This window comes from Paraburkholderia sp. IMGN_8 (assembly GCF_038050405.1).
Lineage (GTDB): Bacteria > Pseudomonadota > Gammaproteobacteria > Burkholderiales > Burkholderiaceae > Paraburkholderia.
This window is the reverse complement of sequence record NZ_CP150901.1, coordinates 4,409,384-4,424,594: the sequence shown is the minus strand read 5'-3', so window position 1 is coordinate 4,424,594 and position 15,211 is coordinate 4,409,384. Positions and strand designations below refer to the sequence as shown.

The following is a 15,211-nucleotide window of genomic DNA, read 5'->3' as shown; positions in this document are numbered from 1 at the left end:
CGCTGTGCCCGGGACTCCCGGCGCCCCTTGGGGAAGCCGGGCCGGCCCACTGATCCCGCGGTGTCTGGAGATATCGATTAACCGTTCTGTGCGTTCGTAACCAGCGTGACCATGTGCGTGAACAGCGCAGGCAGACCGGTAGCGCCACCGAAAACAGTGCCGGCCGCCACGACCGCGAGGACCACGATGCCGGCGAGCACCGCATACTCGAGCGCACTAACGCCGCGCTCGTCGCGCGACAGAGACTTGATAAATTGAAGCATGACGACTCCGTAAGTGAGGTTGACTTTTGTATGGATGCCGAAAGAATTAAGCCGCGTTAAAAAGAGATGCGACGGGTTTCTGAGTCAATTGTTGAAGGCGCGGACATGTCAGACCTGGGAGCGAAAAGATCGCATCAGTTTCAGGCTCGTCACGAAGGTGAAACGTTTGCGTGCCAGACGGCCTGCAGACAGCATCCGGATCCCTCAACAATGCTGAGGATAATGATGACCCCACAGCGGCAAACCGAGGAAATGAGGCTAGAAACCCTCGCTATTCAAAGTTTTTTTTGTCTGATGAATAGAGGGCTGTCATTTCAGTCAAACCTCGTCACCGAAGTGATCGCGGCATGCAAGATTGAAAAGCAACCATTCGTTTCGTGACAGAACGAATTTGCAGTTTCACGTGATTATCAGCGTGCGTCCCGCACGATCGAGCCTCGCCATACCGCCATCGCTCGATGTTTAACGGCCGCTCGTTGCTGGATATCCCTTGCGATGAGACTCGTCAGATCGCTCGCCTGCGTGGCTGTCAACAGGCCGGCAAGCGGGGCAGCAATGCTCGACATGGAAGCGTTGCTCTTACCACTTCACAACCTGAATCACCTGGCCCGTGATGTCCTCGACCAGACTCCGTTTATACGCCTGGGCCACCGCTGCGGCGGGAACGCCTGCAGAGCGGGCCTGACCCATTGCGGCGAGCGTTTCTGAAACCCAGCCCGGACTGACGACGTTGACCCGTGCCTTGCCCTGCAACTCGAGTGCCGCCGACCTGGCGAACGCCTCGACTCCTGCATTCACGATGCTCACGGCCGCGCTTCCAGTCATTGGGTGTTGGGCGAGAATGCCGCCAGTCAGCGTCAGGGACCCGCCTTGTGCGACATGACCGAACGAGCATCGGACGAGATTGACTTGCCCCATCAGCTTGTTTGCCAGACTGAACGCAAAGTCTTCATCCGTCAGCGATACAAGCGGTGCGAATTTCGCCGCACCGGCGGTGCAAATCACGGCATCAACGGTTCCGAGCTGCTGGTACATTGACACGATGGACGTCTTGTCAGTGAGGTCCACGGACAGGTCCGGGCCCTTGCGGCTGGCGCCAATGACCTGGTGTTCGGGCGAGAGCAGGCGAACAACCTCGCTGCCGAGCAGACCGGTTGCACCGACTATCAGTACGCGCATAGGTCCTCCTGTGCCTGAAAAGGTTGCGCCGGCGTGCAGCGACGCATCACGCATGGCGTGAGGAGAAAAGGACGACAGTGTCCGCAATGACCGCGCCCAGACGCATTCGGCGAGGCAGCTTTGTTGAGCGAAAGAGTTCCGACCAAGGTGCCGCGTGGAGCAAGTCTCACGGGGCCTTTGTACGCTTCGTCATATTGTCCGCCGGTAACATGCCCGGCAAGGCCTCGACAAAAAAATCTGCTTGCAATGCAGCCCCAGCCTGCACGTCGTACTGCGCAAAGTCACGCACACCGGCTGCCAGCAGGACTTCGTCGTCGAGGAAGAAGTTTCCCGAACACTCCCTGGCTGGGCGCGTCAGGATATAGTGCGCCGCGTCCGCGACTATCTCAGGCTTGCGACACGCTGCAATCATTTCCGCACCGCCAATCTCGTTTCGCACTGCAGCAGTCGCGATGGCAGTTCTGGGCCATAGTGAATTGACCGCGACACCGCGGTCCTTGAACTCCCCGGCAAGCGCCAGGGTGAACAGGCTCATCGTGTATTTTGCAATGGTGTATGCCGGAAAGTCGCTAAACCATTTTGCGTCGTGGACCAACGGAGGTGACAGTGTGAGGATGTGCGGGTTCGGTGAATTGAGGAGATACGGCAGGCACGCTTGCGCGCACACGAAGGTGCCTCTGCCATTGACCCCATGCATCAGGTCGTACCGTTTGACGGGTGTGTCAAGCGTGCCAGTCAGTCGAATGGCGCTGGCATTGTTCACGAGGATATCGATGCCACCGAACAACCCAACGGTCTCTGCAACTGCGGCTTTCACGCGTTCTTCGTCGCGAATATCCACAACAAGCGGGAGCGCCTTGCCGCCAGCAGCTTCAACGGCTGCAGCCGCCGTGTGAATCGTACCCTCGAGACGCGGGTCCGGGTCGGCGGTCTTGGCGGCAATCACGACATTCGCGCCGTCGCGTGCGGCTCTGAGTGCAATCGCGAGTCCGATGCCGCGGCTGCCGCCGGACATGAATAGTGTCTTGCCAGCAAGGCTCATGGTCGTCTCCTGATGATTTACAGCAGCATACGCTTCTGCAATCACTGGCGCGCAGCCAAGCATAACAACATCGCGATAAATCCTTGCGTCGGCCAAATGAACGGCGCGAAAGCACGGGGGCGGCAAACCATCCCGTAACCTCAGCCAAACGTGGCCGTCGATTCTTCGACGCGCCCGAAGACGCGGTTCTGACGACCGAAGAGCGTCTCAGGGTCGGCACGGTCCTCTTCTGGCGTTTCGCATAGTTCGCGGAATGTGGTGACAAGGCTATGCCATGAAGCGGCCCACCTTGTCTCCCTTAAGCGGACACCAGTGGCGTCGGTAATTCGCAGGACACCAGTGTCCGGGAAGAATGTGAGCGTGACGGCGATGCCGTCAATGACGCAGGTTGCAGTACATGGTTTAGTCGCCAGCACGTTTGCCTCCATTGAAATGTGCAGTCAGAGCGCTGCGCAAGAAGCGGGCTGACACTTTCGAGCAATGAGTATGCCCATTCAATCACTGCTCGCTCGTCTCGCTTGTGGCACAAGGGCTTCGTTGCGTTGCACCGGCGGAACCGGTAAGCGGAGGGTGGAAGGAATGCCGCAGTGTTGGGTCCCGGCTAACACCATGAATCATGGTTGCCCACGCGAAGCCAACACTTGCAATTCGCCTGTGTTGCCAGCCGTGCAGAACATCAATATCCGTTCGCCGCAGCGCAAATGTGGCAGAGCTGGTCACCGCTGCACAGCGTCCAGACGCTGCATTGAATGTTCGTTGAACTCCAACGCTGGAGACCTATAACAGAGTGTGATGTGCGGACCCGTCGCGGCCCCTCGACGGGACGTCTGACTTTCACCCTGAAGACGACCGGGCACAACATGCCGGTCTGGCATCGCTTAGTGCGAGCACGACGAAGCGTGGAGAAGCTGAAATGGAACAAGACGATTTCAGTGCTTTCGAGCACCAAGGCTGGGAGAAGGTCGCGCAGCCCTACCATGCATATTTCGGCAACCTGACCACGCAATCCAATAGCGCCCTGCTCGATGCACTGGAAGTCCGCCCCGGGGTCCGCTTCCTGGACGTCGCATCGGGTCCTGGCTATCTCGCTGCCGCGGCCGCGCAACGCGGCGCCAATGCTGTCGGTGTCGATTTCGCGGAGGCGATGGTCGAACAGGCCGGGCGCATGTATCCCGAGCTCACGTTCCGTATTGGCAGCGCGGAAGACCTGCCTTTTCCCGACGAGAGTTTCGACGCCGTTGGCATCAGCTTTGGGATGTTGCACTTTGCGCATCCGGAGAATGCACTCGCCGAGACGTTTCGGGTGCTCCGCCCCGGCGGCAGGATCGGCTTCACTGTGTGGGCGACTCCGGACAAAGCCGTCGGATTCGCGATGGTGCTCAAGGCAATCGAGGCGCACGGCCGACTGGATGTTTCGCTGCCTCCGGGACCTCCATTCTTCCGGTTCGGCGACTTGCACGAATGTGAACGCGTATTGGTCGCAGCGGGATTCGACGAGCCACACGTCCAGGAAATCAGCCAGACGTTGTGTATCCGCATGCCGGAAACGCCTTTCGACCTGCTGATGCGCGGCGGCGTGCGCATCGCCGCAATTTTGAAAGCTCAGTCGCCGGAGGCCTTGGCTTTGATTCAAAAGTCAGTGTCCGAAGACGCGGCCGCGTATCAAAGCGACGGAGAGGTTCGAGTACCGATGCCGTGTGTGCTCGCCTCAGCGAGGAAACCCTGAACGGTCGTCATGTCGTTTCTGTCCGCAATCCGGGACATCCTGCCTGAGCACAGTGGACTTGCACAACGCCCTTATTGCTCCCAGTTAGCAGCCGCGGGCTCGAACTGCTTACGTACGATGAGGCTTTGTTACGTGGCGCCGCACCATATCGCCCGGGACCTTACCTACTGCACTTCGATACCATTTCCACCGCCTGGCGAAACTCCACAGGAGAAAGGCGTGAGACATTTCCAGAAATTTGCGGTAGTCCTCGGGACGGCGGGAGCGTGCTGGTTATCGACGAGCCTGCCGGCTTCCGCGGAACCTTTTACAGCCGAATTCAGGTTTGACGTGAAGAAGGGCGAACCGGGCCAGCCGAATGAGTACACAAAACTGGAGTTTGCGGATGGCAGCAATCGATATGTCGCGCTCGTGCGGCGTTCGGGCAAGGTGGTGGGCGAGGGACTGCTGCGCGGCGCGACGGTCCAGGACTGGGGATTGCACGAAGTTACTTTGGGACCGGAAACCAATGGTCGAGGGACCGGCTATCTCGTCATCTCTCGCAGCCCCGGCGACATCATCTACCTCGAAACACAGTTGCGTCAGGTATCCCTATCAAGCAGAGGTAACGAAGAACGTTCCGTCTTCACCGGCCTTTGGGAAGTCAGTGGAGCGACTGGAAAATTCAAAGGATTAAAGGGCGCTGGCACACTCAGAATCAACCGGCTATCCGATAGCGAGCGCCAATGGATTTTGGATGGGGAAATAAGCCAACCCTAGCTACGCAAGCCAACGAAGCCTTGATTTTCAAGCCGGATAACTCCTTGGTTATGCACGGCCACAGGCTCTCAGGTGTGTAGCTATGCGCGATGTCTCGAGCTCAATCCTTCCTACGCGAACGTGCACCACAACTTCGGCTTGCGCTGGGGCAGGCGCGGGACAAACAAAGGCTCGTGGGTCGCTGGAGCGCCTATCGCCGGTTGGACAGCTGAATTGCGGCGGACAGACATACAGTGTTCCCGCGCTGACCGGGATGCCGTCCTTCGCGCGAATTTCGGCAGCATCAAGGCGACTTGGCGCCGGTAGCGGTCACGAGTTCCTTTATCGCCGCCCGGGCTTTTGTCGACGCCTCCTGGTTGTACGCCATGGTCGCGCCGCGCTCGACACAGGGGTCTTGGTAAGTAAAAGGCTGATTTGTCTTCGTATTGAAGATTTCTCCATTTGCCGCCTCCGAGAGTTGACAGTTCCGTGTCGTTTGCGCTTTCGGTAGCTTCAGCGGCTCCACGAGCGCCTTCCAATCAAAGACATGCTGGGCGCCGGGGTATTCGGTGAGCTGGACATCGTTCCCCTTTGCTCGCAGACGATTCACGTAATCGCGACACGGCGCAACAGGGACGTAATTGTCCGCGCTTCCATGAAAGATTCGCACCGGCTTGGCGACAAGGTCATCATCGTCTCGATAGGTGATATTGCAAGTTGGGTAGAACGCAATGTACATGGCGAACTCGCGCCCGGACGCCGGGCCATGCGCCCGGTGGAATCGTCGGAGGCTCGCATAGAGTGTGGCGTGACCGCCCCGGGAGAACCCCATCAGCATTATCTTGGCGGGCTCGATGCGCGGGTGCTTTTCCAGCACTTCAAGCGCACGGTAGGCATCCTCGACCTGCGCAAACCGCCCGAGCTGAGAGGGGTCGTTGTTGGTGCTGACTATGCCACGACTCGCAAAACTGTCGATGACAAACGTGGCGACTCCCATCGCGAGCAAATCCTGCTCCCAGTCGGTCACATAGCTCGATATGCCGCCAGAGCCGTGGAGCAGAACAACGACTGGGAATCGCTCCGCGCCCCCGCGCGGCAGTCGCAGTTCACCGGCTATGGTGACGGGCTTTCCCACCTTGCCGCCGACCAGGAACTCCTCGTCGGTCAGCGTGGTGGATTGGAACGGAATGACCTCCATCCGCGCAACTTGCGCGTGGGCAATACGCGAGAGACCGGCCACGAGGATGAGGAGCACGACGGGAACGACGTGACGGAAATATGTACTACACCTTTCGCATGTCAGCATGGCGATGTCCTTTTCATCATGTTATTTGGGGACGTGATTGAAGCAGGCTAGTGCATCATCCGGCAATTTCCATAGGGCGATTCCCGAGAAGAGAATCCGGACGCACATTAGTGCCTCGCCCGTCCTAAGCCACCTTGGACTATGTGTTGCCCCGATAGTGGATGAGCACATCGAAACGGCAAGAACAGCACGCCAGTTTTCGAAGTGGTGGGCAGCTGTTTGCAAGCAGCCTCTCGAGCCAAAGTTCCAGGTGCCACGCGTTGAGGAAGTTGGCCAGACAGGGCGTATTCGCGCACCGGAAACAACCTTGCGCGCGGCGGTGTGCGCATAGCTGCAATCCTGAAAGCTCAATCGCAGGAAGCCTTTGCTTCGATTGAGCAAGCCGTGTCGGAAAGTGCTGCCGCGTATCTCAACAATGGTGAGTTTCAAGTGCCGATGCCATGCGTGCTCGCATCTGCGAGGAAGCCCTGAATTGTCGTCAGTGGTATAAGCGAAACTCCTGGGCGCCTGCGCCCCCCATGACGTCGCTTAAGCCAACAGCTGCTTGAAGCGTGAAAGGTAGCTTGATAAATGAGGCGGGTTTTGAACGGTAATGCTCAGATGAAAATCAACACATGCACCCTCTTTCAGCGGAATTGTGCAGGCTGGAGTTCGTCATGACATTGCGGTTACAAGCCGGCGGTCTAATGACCCCCGAAGCCGCGCACGTTGCCTTGCGGTCCGCTCCTCACCAGGCTCGCAGCCTCTAGCTAGAGCCTTATCGCCGCTATCTTGTATTCGCCTCAACGCCCGCCTATAACACATCATGCAACCCAATTCTAATGCGGTTGCTGACTCAAAAAGTCACCACCGGCAGACTTCTGTGCAACGCTTAGCACCTGCCTGTTAGCACTAAACCGCCAAGCACTGGCTTAGTGATGCAGTACTCCTTCCTATAACGTTGGTTCCGGCCACGGCAATCTCTCATTGAAGCAGAGACATTGCTCCGCGTTCCCAACAGACGACCGATTCGATGGATTTCTCCCCATCTCTATGAGGATGGAGGGGAGCGTTTGGCTTATTCGGATTGGCGGATTTATCGCCACCGGCTTCACCGAAACGCTCCGGATGAATGCTTGCTCGCAATCAAGGAGTGAACATGAAAACGCGTATGGCAGCAGGAGTTGGCACGAATTGGTTGCAGCAATGCGCGCAGTGCAGTATCGCATCGCGACGGCAGGAGCGCCGAGCAGAACCTCGACCGTTTCCTCGCGCGTTGCCCGTAAGTTGAGACGTACCAACGGCAAACACGTCGGCTCCGTTCACGCGAGCCATCGCCTTGCGCGGCTTCCGCTAGGGAACACGCAGGCTAGGCCATCTGCGTTTTCTTCGATAGCCACACGATTTGGTCCCATTCGTCAGGAAAGTATTGCAGGCATCCGCAATTGTCACATCGATTGCAATGGCATTCACCGGATGCCGAGAGTAGGCGACAGCAATTACGGCATCCGGATAGCCTTCCCGTAGAACCATAGGAGACGCTGAAATGACACATTCTCTCTTACCTTCCCGTCGCGGCTGGCTCAAGGCCGCAGGTGGAGTTGCCGCTGGTGCAGCGCTTGGTGGTTTGAGTCTGCTGCCACGTCGAGCCCGCGCTGATGGGACCGCGACCATCTACCCGATTGGGGCTTGGCTGCACGCCCAGGGTCAGTCCTTTGGCCAACTCCCGCCCGCAGCAAATTTTGCTGACTGGTTTTCCCGTTTCGCGACGTTACATAACGCACCAACCCCAGCGCCCTTGGTGGCCACAATCGACTATGCCGGGTTGGAAAGCCCCTTCTTCAATTTTGGCACGACCATCGACACAATGAATAGTAAGGCAATTGTGCAGCCGCTTAACGACGGCAGTGGTAACGTCTCGGTGCGCGTGCTGCTCTACACTAAGAATGCAAATACTTGGGTCATTCCGCTGACGCTCGTTAACGGGCAGTTCCCGCCCCCGGATAACTTCAAACAACAACTTCTTAACAACTCGGTTCTGTTCGGTTTTCGTCCTAACCCCCTCGGCGCAACAGCTTCTGGGGTGTGTCTGGGCAACTCATTCCTCGATATCACGTACATTACGGCTCCCAATAGCTTGTGGGTGGATTTGGTAGCCTCATTTGGCCTCCTAACGTACGCAGCCTTCCGGGCGCAAGCAAGAGGACCGTTAACCCCTTATTACTCAAATCTCATTGGGGTGCCACAGGGCACCCTGGGTGTGTGCACCGTCAGCCAGACTGGCCTTCTCGCTGTCTCGACCAATCAAAACAGTCGAGTCGCCCTGGATAGCTTCCCTGCGGAGCTGGTTGATTTACACCCGCTCGCGAAGTAGCGGAGTTAGGCGGCACCGAGCAGCGCCGCCCCATTGTGTGCTATAGGCACTGCCTCTGAAGAGGCCCGTCATGGAAGCTTCCTCCTTCGGTGCTCAATGGCCGCGCTCGGTGTTGCTCAATGTTCACAGCAGGCACCTCCGTGGCCACCTGCGTTTTCTCGATAGCGATGAATACCTCGTCGGTTTCGCCCCTCGTTGGAGGTCGCCATGAATGACTCGGTCCCGCTCGTCAACAGAGCATTGCAGGCATTGACAATCGCGATATTGGTTACAGCGGCATTGGCGGGATGCGGGGGTGGCGAGAGTGCCGGTGCGGCCGGCTCCGCAATGAACCATGATTCGGTTTCGTCGACACCGGCAAACGGCGGATAGAACACCTTAGGCAGCCGACGCCACACTTACCGCGACATTTTTGCCGTCACACGCAGTAAACAACGTATTGAATGGAGGCATCAAAATGATTGCACGTTCTCTCGTATCTTCGCGCTGCGGCTTCCTGCAGCCAAAACATCGGTTAACTTATCGAAATGTGCTGCGCTCCATCCTGTTGTCCGCAACGTTGGGGTTAAGTGCGTTGTCGGTCGGCCAAGTCGCACAGGCGCAGGAACTGTTCGTGGGCGACGTCGGGGACAGTTCTGTCAAGCATTTCGATGCCTCGAATGGGACCTTTCTGGGTGCCTTCATCCCTGAGCGAAGTGCCGGGCTGAACGGCCCCATGGGAATGATTTTTACGGGCGGGCAACTCGTACTCGTCAACCAGAACGTGAACACTGGCAAACCCGGCGAGGTTCTGCAATTCGACGGCGCGACCGGCACCTTTGTCGGCAAGCTGGTCGCCTCGACCGACCGAAACGCACCCTACGCGCCGCGCGGCATCGTGCGCGGAGGGACAGACAATGGCTTCTACGTGGCCGATATCGGTGCCCAGAATAGCAATTGTGCCAATCAAGGCAACGTGAAGGAATATGACGCGGCGGGCGCCTTTCTGGGCAATCTGGACCGACAGGCATTCACTGCCGAGTTTCATCCGCGCGGTCTGGTCTTCGGGCCGGACGGTCTGCTGTATGTCTCATCGGTTGGCTGCCTCGACGCGAAGGACCCGCTCTACAACGCGCTGACCGGATATATTTTGCGTTTTCGCGCCGATGCCAGCACCGGCAAATTCAAATTTTTTGACGTGTTCGCCTCGAACACCAGTGTTCCGGACTTGCATCGCCCCGAGGGGTTGGTGTTCGATAGCGCAGGCAACCTGTGGGTCACGAGCTTCCGTGCCAATGCCCGCGATAGCGATAAAATCCTCAAACTTAATGGCCACACCGGCGCCCTTCTCGGCAAGCTCGTATTGGCGCCTCCTGTTGCTAGCGGCGGCAAAAGGGCCTATGCACAGGCCATCATCTTCGGGCCGGGGGGGAATCTCTTCATCCCCATCACTGGAGGCGATGTCACGACTGCTGGTCAGGTGCGGCGTTGCAGCCCCACGACCAAGCTGTGCGACGTCATCGTGCCGGCCAACTCCTCTGGTGGCGCACTTCAGCAACCGTTCTACTTGATCTTCAGGAACACCAATCCCGCGACGCTTAACTACGAAGACTAAAAACTGCGTGGGGTATCGCTCAATGGTGAGCGATACCGCCGGCGTCCAGCAGATGGGACGTATTCATGGACAAGGGCAACCCTGCTTTCGAACTGCCGGCGGTGGAAAGGGCTGGCATGCGCGAGCTTCATCCTCTCGACGGCGCGTTGGTGCTGATGCACTTCGCCTTCCGTGGACTGGTGTTGCAAGCCGACCGCTATCTTGAAAAGCACGGCCTGTCTCGCGTTCACCATCGTATCCTCTACGTCCTTGCGCGTGCCGACGGCATCTCGGTGGGTGGATTGCTCGAAACACTTGGCATCAGCAAGCAGGCGCTTCACCGTCCCATGAAGTATCTGCAGGAGAACGGCTATGTTGTCGCGCAAAGGGATGCGATCGAACATCGGGTCAAGCTGCTCCGGCTGACGCCGAAAGGCGCGCGTATGGAACGCACCGCTTCAGATTTCGAGCGGGCAGCCATGGAGTCAGCCTTGGGCAAGATGTCATCGTCGGACCAGAAGGCTTGGCGAGAGGTCATGATCGCCCTTGCCAGGCAGGCCTGAAACCCAATCGTCGAGTCTGGCGTCAAGGCCACGGGAGCCTCGCGTCCCCAAGCGTGGGTGGGGTCTGTGCTGCGCCAACGCGCCCTCGACATCGTGCACGGCAAGTAGGTGCGCCGCCGTGTCGTGCTACTCGCGGAAAAGCGACAGCTTGCCGTCGCGAACCTTGAACAGATACGCCATGAGTCAGACGAAGGAAACGGGACGCCACGGCTTCCTTATATCGTATGAAATTTCAGCTACATTTTCATTGCCAACTTAAGCATAGTGGTTTCCCAGTAGCAGATTGAAATCCGTCGAATGCCTGGCTATCGTTTATTGATAAATAAATAGGATTACTGCTCACTTCGTCGTGGGCCTTGCCGTGTCCGGGGGCGGTGTAGTGAACTAAGACTAAGCGGCGACTATGGACACTTGCTTCCAGCACACACTCTCGATACCCCGTCAGTAGCGCCCTACAGCGCGCCATCTCCAGCGCACGCATGCGCTTGTCTCTACGGCTCCCGAAGCGCAGAGGCAGCACGCCTGTGCGTTTGCTTGTCCTTTGGTCCATCGGGAGAAGCGCGTGACACGGCACGCCGTGCTAAGCCGGTTGTTACCCCGCCGAAGCCATTTTCCACGAAGGAGTACTGCCGTGCGCAGACCTCTTTTTTCCCTACTGGGTGCGCTGTCACTTTTGATGGGGCTGGGTGCAGCGTCGAGCGCGCTGGCTAGGACAATCACGCTGACTTTCGATGAGTTTCAAACGGGAACCGCTGTTACAAACCAGTACGAGAATCTTGGGGTGCTGGTTTCTGGCGCGACCGCTTTTGCTGCCGCAGCTTTAGCTGCCGCAGCTAACCCTTGGCCTGCCAACACCCCGCCGAACATAGTCTACTCGCCACTTGGCCTGATGACGTTCACCTTGAACCCCGCCATCACTGGCAACGTTCAATCGGTGTCGGCCTACCTCTCGGAGGGCGCCGGGGTCAATGTCGGCATCTACGCCTATGACGCTTCGGGTGCCCTGGTTGGGCAGGCGATTGCGCCCGCCAATGCCGTTAATACGTTGGTGTCCGTCACCTCCTCGGGCAACCCGATTGCCACGGTCCAGATTCACGACGGTAGAGGTGCCTTCTTTGGGGTCGATACCGTGACGTTCACCCCTGCGGCCGATGTGATACCGGTACCGGCGGCTGGATTCAAATTGGGACCGGCCGAAGACAATTGAGCATTATTGGGATGGCACAACCGGACAGCCGAACGCGCCGCGCGTTATCGAAGCCCTTTTTCGAGTCCTTCGTAAGATTCGACGTTCGTACTCCAGTTGCATGTCTACGCATCTGCGAGGGCAGTTCAATGAAGGAGCTCGGGCCAATCTCATGTATGGACGTCCTTTCTCACAAGTTCTTCCTGGAAATGCCAAAGGCGCGGGGGACTCAGAAAGGTGGCGCTGACGCTTCAATAGCGCAGTGTGATGAACGCGTTTTCGCGCGCAGCTCTGAACCGTTAAGCGGAGCGCCCGTCTCGAATCCTTCTGCCAGTCTGAATCGCCCGGCTCATGTTTGACTTTCGTTTATCGTGCCGTGCAGGCATGCCTGATGCACAGGGGCAAAATCAGCACATCTGTTGATTCCGGTGTCGATTAACGAACGGACCTTGCAACCAGGACGGCCAGCGCTACTGCGACTCGATAGCGTCGAGGCGCGCCTGCGCCGTCTCATCAGGGTGCTGACGCTGATACGCGTCGAACAGGTGCGAGCAGAGTTGCGCCAGTGCAGCAAGATGTACAGCCTGGTCCGCATGCTCTACCTCTCCTGCGTTCAGCAAGTCGTCGAGGACCGGAGCGAGACGGCGCAGTCGCCGGAAAGTGGCGTCGTCAAGTTTCATGTTGGACTTCCTTTCTTCAGCCGATACGGCTCGTGCCGCACGGACCTGGCTCACGGCTTTCCCTGTGGCCGTCCTATGTTGGCGGAGGGACCCGTTAGCCACCCGAAGGAGCTTTTTGATGTCTTTACCTGGGAGGGACGCATAACATCCGGGCAGGTACAGATAGCGCCAGCGCTTGCATCCGAGGCTCGTACGCCAAAAAATTACGGCTTACCTGGCTCGGCGCCCCCAGGGTCCGTATATTCGGGTTTAACAACCCTTCTGCGAGCGAGCGCATGGTGCTCGTGGTGCACCCTGGCGGTCAATGCCTTATTTGACATCGTAAAGCATCAGAGCGGGAGGCGCGAATTGCGGTCTTCGTACCCTGCCATTGCGCTGCACAACGAATCTGAGAAACCAGATGAGCATTTGACCTTGATTGCCTGCACCATAGGGATAAAGCGCACCGGATGATGCGGTCAATGCTAAAAATCGTACACCGGTTGCGCTGATTACCAAAGCTAAATTTGTGCGACGCACAAGAATAAAATAATTGTCAAGTCGCTCGGGGAGGGTTTACGCTTAGGTGACTTCCTCGCGAGATGACTATGGCCACGCCTGCTCTTCTGGACCGTTACGAACTGCTCGCAGCCTGGCGTCGCGTCACTCCGAATACAGAATTTGTCGAGCGTTACCGCTATGAGCTCGACGAACTCGGCGAGGCGGTTCTGAATCCTTCCCCGTCTGCCAGGCGCCAGATAGTGCTCACAGATGTCTACTGTCACCTGACTGAACAGATGGGTCATCTCGCCGCCATGTCGGTGGCCGTTACGACCCGGTCATTTGGCGTCAGGGTTCCGGACGTCGTATGGATGCCGTGCGACAAGTGGGAAGGTTTTGACCGTGACGACCCGGTCCCGTTCGTGCCCGACCTCTGCGTCGAAGTGCTTCTCGATAGCGACAGGATTTGTGACATCGACCGGAGGGTGGCGGCCTATCTGGAAGGCGGTGCCGCCGAAGTCATCATCATCCGCCAGCGTGGAGAGACTGAGTTCTGGGGTGGCAAGGGCCGGCGGCAAGCTTCGTTTTTCGGGATAACACTCCCCCTGGACCGCATGTACTTCGACGTCGGCGGCGTGGCCGCGGACCGTCCTGTTCGTTGCTGAGGGGGTTGGCGTTCTGGAACAGAATATTTCGCACCCTTCAGCGAGGCATGCAGTCACTTTTCATTCCAACCAGACGAACTTGAGCAACCGATATCTAAACTCGATTCGCTAAGTATGTCTTTACTCTTTCTACTTCGAAGAGTCTCTTTGGACATTCAAGCCATTCAATGGATGGGACTCTTTTTAGAGTGACGACGCATCTTTCAGATGCCTCGCAAAGGAGCCTGATGAGTTGCAAAGAGAGGAGGTGATGACGTGGTAGACGCGTACATCACGGTGGGCGGCGAGGCGTTATCTCATCCATGGCTATCGACCCACGCTCGTGCCCAGTCAAGTCCGGCATGCTTAGCTTGTTCTTCGGTATCAAAATAGCCGAGGACACCCGACGCCTCAACGAGCTTGTTGTGCCGAGTAATCGTGCCACTCGCCGCGTACCGTTCGGGCAACAGGATATCCTCCTGTTGCAAGATAGCGTGGCCCCACACGTTGTACCCCAGATAGCTTTGCGATTCCATCAGCGAACGACCTCTGCAGATGCTCCTCGAGCCGTCACGCGAAGCACATTGCCCTCGGGCGTCATGATGCGAGGGAGGTCCGTCGCGCGCGGCGTCATGGGTTTCTTCAGGTGATCCCCCATGCGTCTGTTCGGGGATACCTTCGCAATCGAGTCTGTGACCCGGCGGGGTTCAGCCTTGGAAGTGCTGTGTGAGAGGAGTGATGCTTTGCCAGGCTTGGGCTTGCCGTTAACCGGCGGTTTCACCAGTCGGGCTTCAGGCGGATTCCAGATTTCGACGTAGTGTTCGCCTGCGACTCCGGTCGAAGCAGCTGCAAGCAGGATTGCGCCCACGCCCAAAAATCGAAACATGACCTCTCCTCAATTTGCATGCGGTTTTATGGACGGCAGGAATTTGTGGTGCCCACGCAGGAGCCGTCGCAACCGGCGCAGTAATGACGGTCGCGCACTGCCCGGTCAACAGGCCAGACGTTGGTTTGCGCCAGCGTAGCAGTGCCGACAGTATGGCCATTTTCGCATGCATAAAACGTCGGCTCTCCCGCCTTGCCGCGGCGAATGGCCTCATCGATTTCCTGTTCGCCAAACGCCGCTTTCAGTTCCGCGACAAACGCCGCAATTTCTGGCATCGGGTGGCTGACGGGCTTGCGAACGCGCATATCCATGGAGCTTCTCCCGAAAAAAGTGTCCGTTCGCAGCTACGAAAATCCGCGCAGGATACTGTACATCCATACAGGTTTTTGCGCAATCCAATGACCCTCCCGCTGCCCGCTCCGGAAGCAGTACACCCGTCGCTCTGGACCTATATCCTAGCGACGCATAGTTTGCAGCCTGCTGGCGCGGAAGCGTTGTGTGACAAGGCTTCCGTGTAGCTTTTCATTTCGATGTATCAATACATCGAAATACATCGTTCTGCTCAAGCCGATTAGCTTCCGAGAATCTTCCG

The 15,211-nt window shown here is 57.8% G+C and carries 17 protein-coding genes; 7 read left to right on the top strand and 10 right to left on the bottom strand.

The window, feature by feature from the left end:
• Nucleotides 1-77 precede the first annotated feature (77 nt).
• From WN982_RS40975 to WN982_RS40955, 5 genes are all read right to left on the bottom strand, one after another.
• Nucleotides 78-263, bottom strand: coding sequence for a Flp family type IVb pilin (locus WN982_RS40975; protein ID WP_341317637.1), 186 nt, complete (start codon nucleotides 261-263; stop codon nucleotides 78-80).
• Between the two features lie 410 nt (nucleotides 264-673).
• Nucleotides 674-829 carry a hypothetical protein gene (locus WN982_RS40970; protein ID WP_341317636.1) on the bottom strand — a complete coding sequence of 52 codons (156 nt, stop codon included), beginning with the start codon at nucleotides 827-829 and terminating at the stop codon, nucleotides 674-676.
• A 13-nt stretch (nucleotides 830-842) separates the two neighbouring features.
• Nucleotides 843-1,442: a short chain dehydrogenase gene (locus WN982_RS40965; RefSeq protein ID WP_341317635.1), complete on the bottom strand. Its 600-nt coding sequence runs from the start codon at nucleotides 1,440-1,442 to the stop codon at nucleotides 843-845.
• A 166-nt stretch (nucleotides 1,443-1,608) separates the two neighbouring features.
• Nucleotides 1,609-2,484, bottom strand: a complete 876-nt coding sequence (locus WN982_RS40960) for an NAD(P)-dependent oxidoreductase (RefSeq protein WP_341319581.1) — start codon at nucleotides 2,482-2,484, stop codon at nucleotides 1,609-1,611.
• 140 nt (nucleotides 2,485-2,624) lie between these two features.
• Nucleotides 2,625-2,900, bottom strand: coding sequence for a hypothetical protein (locus WN982_RS40955; protein ID WP_341317634.1), 276 nt, complete (start codon nucleotides 2,898-2,900; stop codon nucleotides 2,625-2,627).
• A 497-nt stretch (nucleotides 2,901-3,397) separates the two neighbouring features.
• Between WN982_RS40955 and WN982_RS40950 the strand changes: the two genes are divergently transcribed.
• Both WN982_RS40950 and WN982_RS40945 read left to right on the top strand, forming a co-directional pair.
• Nucleotides 3,398-4,210, top strand: a complete 813-nt coding sequence (locus tag WN982_RS40950; RefSeq protein WP_341317633.1) for a methyltransferase domain-containing protein — start codon at nucleotides 3,398-3,400, stop codon at nucleotides 4,208-4,210.
• Between the two features lie 219 nt (nucleotides 4,211-4,429).
• Nucleotides 4,430-4,969, top strand: a complete 540-nt coding sequence (locus WN982_RS40945; protein WP_341317632.1) for a hypothetical protein — start codon at nucleotides 4,430-4,432, stop codon at nucleotides 4,967-4,969.
• Nucleotides 4,970-5,252: 283 nt separating this feature from the next.
• On the opposite strand, the gene WN982_RS40940 is transcribed toward WN982_RS40945, so the two are convergent.
• Nucleotides 5,253-6,254 carry a dienelactone hydrolase family protein gene (locus WN982_RS40940; protein ID WP_341317631.1) on the bottom strand — a complete coding sequence of 334 codons (1,002 nt, stop codon included), beginning with the start codon at nucleotides 6,252-6,254 and terminating at the stop codon, nucleotides 5,253-5,255.
• A gap of 1,525 nt (nucleotides 6,255-7,779) precedes the next feature.
• Between WN982_RS40940 and WN982_RS40935 the strand changes: the two genes are divergently transcribed.
• From WN982_RS40935 to WN982_RS40920, 4 genes are all read left to right on the top strand, one after another.
• Complete coding sequence (locus tag WN982_RS40935; protein ID WP_341317630.1) at nucleotides 7,780-8,607, top strand: hypothetical protein; 828 nt, start codon at nucleotides 7,780-7,782, stop codon at nucleotides 8,605-8,607.
• 457 nt (nucleotides 8,608-9,064) lie between these two features.
• Nucleotides 9,065-10,201 carry a hypothetical protein gene (locus WN982_RS40930; protein WP_341317629.1) on the top strand — a complete coding sequence of 379 codons (1,137 nt, stop codon included), beginning with the start codon at nucleotides 9,065-9,067 and terminating at the stop codon, nucleotides 10,199-10,201.
• Between the two features lie 65 nt (nucleotides 10,202-10,266).
• Nucleotides 10,267-10,743: a MarR family winged helix-turn-helix transcriptional regulator gene (locus tag WN982_RS40925; protein ID WP_341317628.1), complete on the top strand. Its 477-nt coding sequence runs from the start codon at nucleotides 10,267-10,269 to the stop codon at nucleotides 10,741-10,743.
• A 631-nt stretch (nucleotides 10,744-11,374) separates the two neighbouring features.
• Nucleotides 11,375-11,950, top strand: coding sequence for a hypothetical protein (locus WN982_RS40920; protein WP_341317627.1), 576 nt, complete (start codon nucleotides 11,375-11,377; stop codon nucleotides 11,948-11,950).
• 449 nt (nucleotides 11,951-12,399) lie between these two features.
• Here the strand turns inward: WN982_RS40920 and WN982_RS40915 are convergent, their stop codons facing one another.
• Nucleotides 12,400-12,609 carry a hypothetical protein gene (locus WN982_RS40915; protein WP_341317626.1) on the bottom strand — a complete coding sequence of 70 codons (210 nt, stop codon included), beginning with the start codon at nucleotides 12,607-12,609 and terminating at the stop codon, nucleotides 12,400-12,402.
• 587 nt (nucleotides 12,610-13,196) lie between these two features.
• Between WN982_RS40915 and WN982_RS40910 the strand changes: the two genes are divergently transcribed.
• On the top strand, nucleotides 13,197-13,754 hold the full coding sequence (locus WN982_RS40910) for a Uma2 family endonuclease (RefSeq protein ID WP_341317625.1): 558 nt from the start codon (nucleotides 13,197-13,199) through the stop codon (nucleotides 13,752-13,754).
• Between the two features lie 296 nt (nucleotides 13,755-14,050).
• Here WN982_RS40910 and WN982_RS40905 read toward each other — a convergent pair whose 3' ends face one another.
• Genes WN982_RS40905 through WN982_RS40895 form a run of 3 tightly spaced genes read right to left on the bottom strand, consistent with a single transcriptional unit; the run spans nucleotide 14,051 to nucleotide 14,930 of the window.
• On the bottom strand, nucleotides 14,051-14,269 hold the full coding sequence (locus WN982_RS40905) for a hypothetical protein (RefSeq protein ID WP_341317624.1): 219 nt from the start codon (nucleotides 14,267-14,269) through the stop codon (nucleotides 14,051-14,053).
• Nucleotides 14,269-14,619 (bottom strand): hypothetical protein, encoded by a 351-nt coding sequence (locus WN982_RS40900; RefSeq protein WP_341317623.1) that lies wholly within the window; start codon nucleotides 14,617-14,619, stop codon nucleotides 14,269-14,271. Before WN982_RS40900 ends, WN982_RS40905 begins: the two co-directional genes overlap by 1 nt.
• A gap of 26 nt (nucleotides 14,620-14,645) precedes the next feature.
• On the bottom strand, nucleotides 14,646-14,930 hold the full coding sequence (locus WN982_RS40895) for a hypothetical protein (RefSeq protein WP_341317622.1): 285 nt from the start codon (nucleotides 14,928-14,930) through the stop codon (nucleotides 14,646-14,648).
• Between the last annotated feature and the right edge of the window lie 281 nt (nucleotides 14,931-15,211).

Excerpts from the sequence above, each read along its gene's own strand:
- WN982_RS40975 (WP_341317637.1), bottom strand. The coding sequence starts at position 263 with ATGCTTCAATTTATCAAGTCTCTGTCGCGCGACGAGCGCGGCGTTAGT.
- WN982_RS40925 (WP_341317628.1), top strand. The coding sequence starts at position 10,267 with ATGGACAAGGGCAACCCTGCTTTCGAACTGCCGGCGGTGGAAAGGGCT.
- WN982_RS40895 (WP_341317622.1), bottom strand. The coding sequence starts at position 14,930 with ATGGATATGCGCGTTCGCAAGCCCGTCAGCCACCCGATGCCAGAAATT.
- WN982_RS40940 (WP_341317631.1), bottom strand. The coding sequence starts at position 6,254 with ATGCTGACATGCGAAAGGTGTAGTACATATTTCCGTCACGTCGTTCCC.
- WN982_RS40960 (WP_341319581.1), bottom strand. The coding sequence starts at position 2,484 with ATGAGCCTTGCTGGCAAGACACTATTCATGTCCGGCGGCAGCCGCGGC.
- WN982_RS40935 (WP_341317630.1), top strand. The coding sequence starts at position 7,780 with ATGACACATTCTCTCTTACCTTCCCGTCGCGGCTGGCTCAAGGCCGCA.
- WN982_RS40915 (WP_341317626.1), bottom strand. The coding sequence starts at position 12,609 with ATGAAACTTGACGACGCCACTTTCCGGCGACTGCGCCGTCTCGCTCCG.
- WN982_RS40900 (WP_341317623.1), bottom strand. The coding sequence starts at position 14,619 with ATGTTTCGATTTTTGGGCGTGGGCGCAATCCTGCTTGCAGCTGCTTCG.
- WN982_RS40950 (WP_341317633.1), top strand. The coding sequence starts at position 3,398 with ATGGAACAAGACGATTTCAGTGCTTTCGAGCACCAAGGCTGGGAGAAG.
- WN982_RS40905 (WP_341317624.1), bottom strand. The coding sequence starts at position 14,269 with ATGGAATCGCAAAGCTATCTGGGGTACAACGTGTGGGGCCACGCTATC.
- WN982_RS40970 (WP_341317636.1), bottom strand. The coding sequence starts at position 829 with ATGTCGAGCATTGCTGCCCCGCTTGCCGGCCTGTTGACAGCCACGCAG.
- WN982_RS40910 (WP_341317625.1), top strand. The coding sequence starts at position 13,197 with ATGGCCACGCCTGCTCTTCTGGACCGTTACGAACTGCTCGCAGCCTGG.
- WN982_RS40965 (WP_341317635.1), bottom strand. The coding sequence starts at position 1,442 with ATGCGCGTACTGATAGTCGGTGCAACCGGTCTGCTCGGCAGCGAGGTT.
- WN982_RS40930 (WP_341317629.1), top strand. The coding sequence starts at position 9,065 with ATGATTGCACGTTCTCTCGTATCTTCGCGCTGCGGCTTCCTGCAGCCA.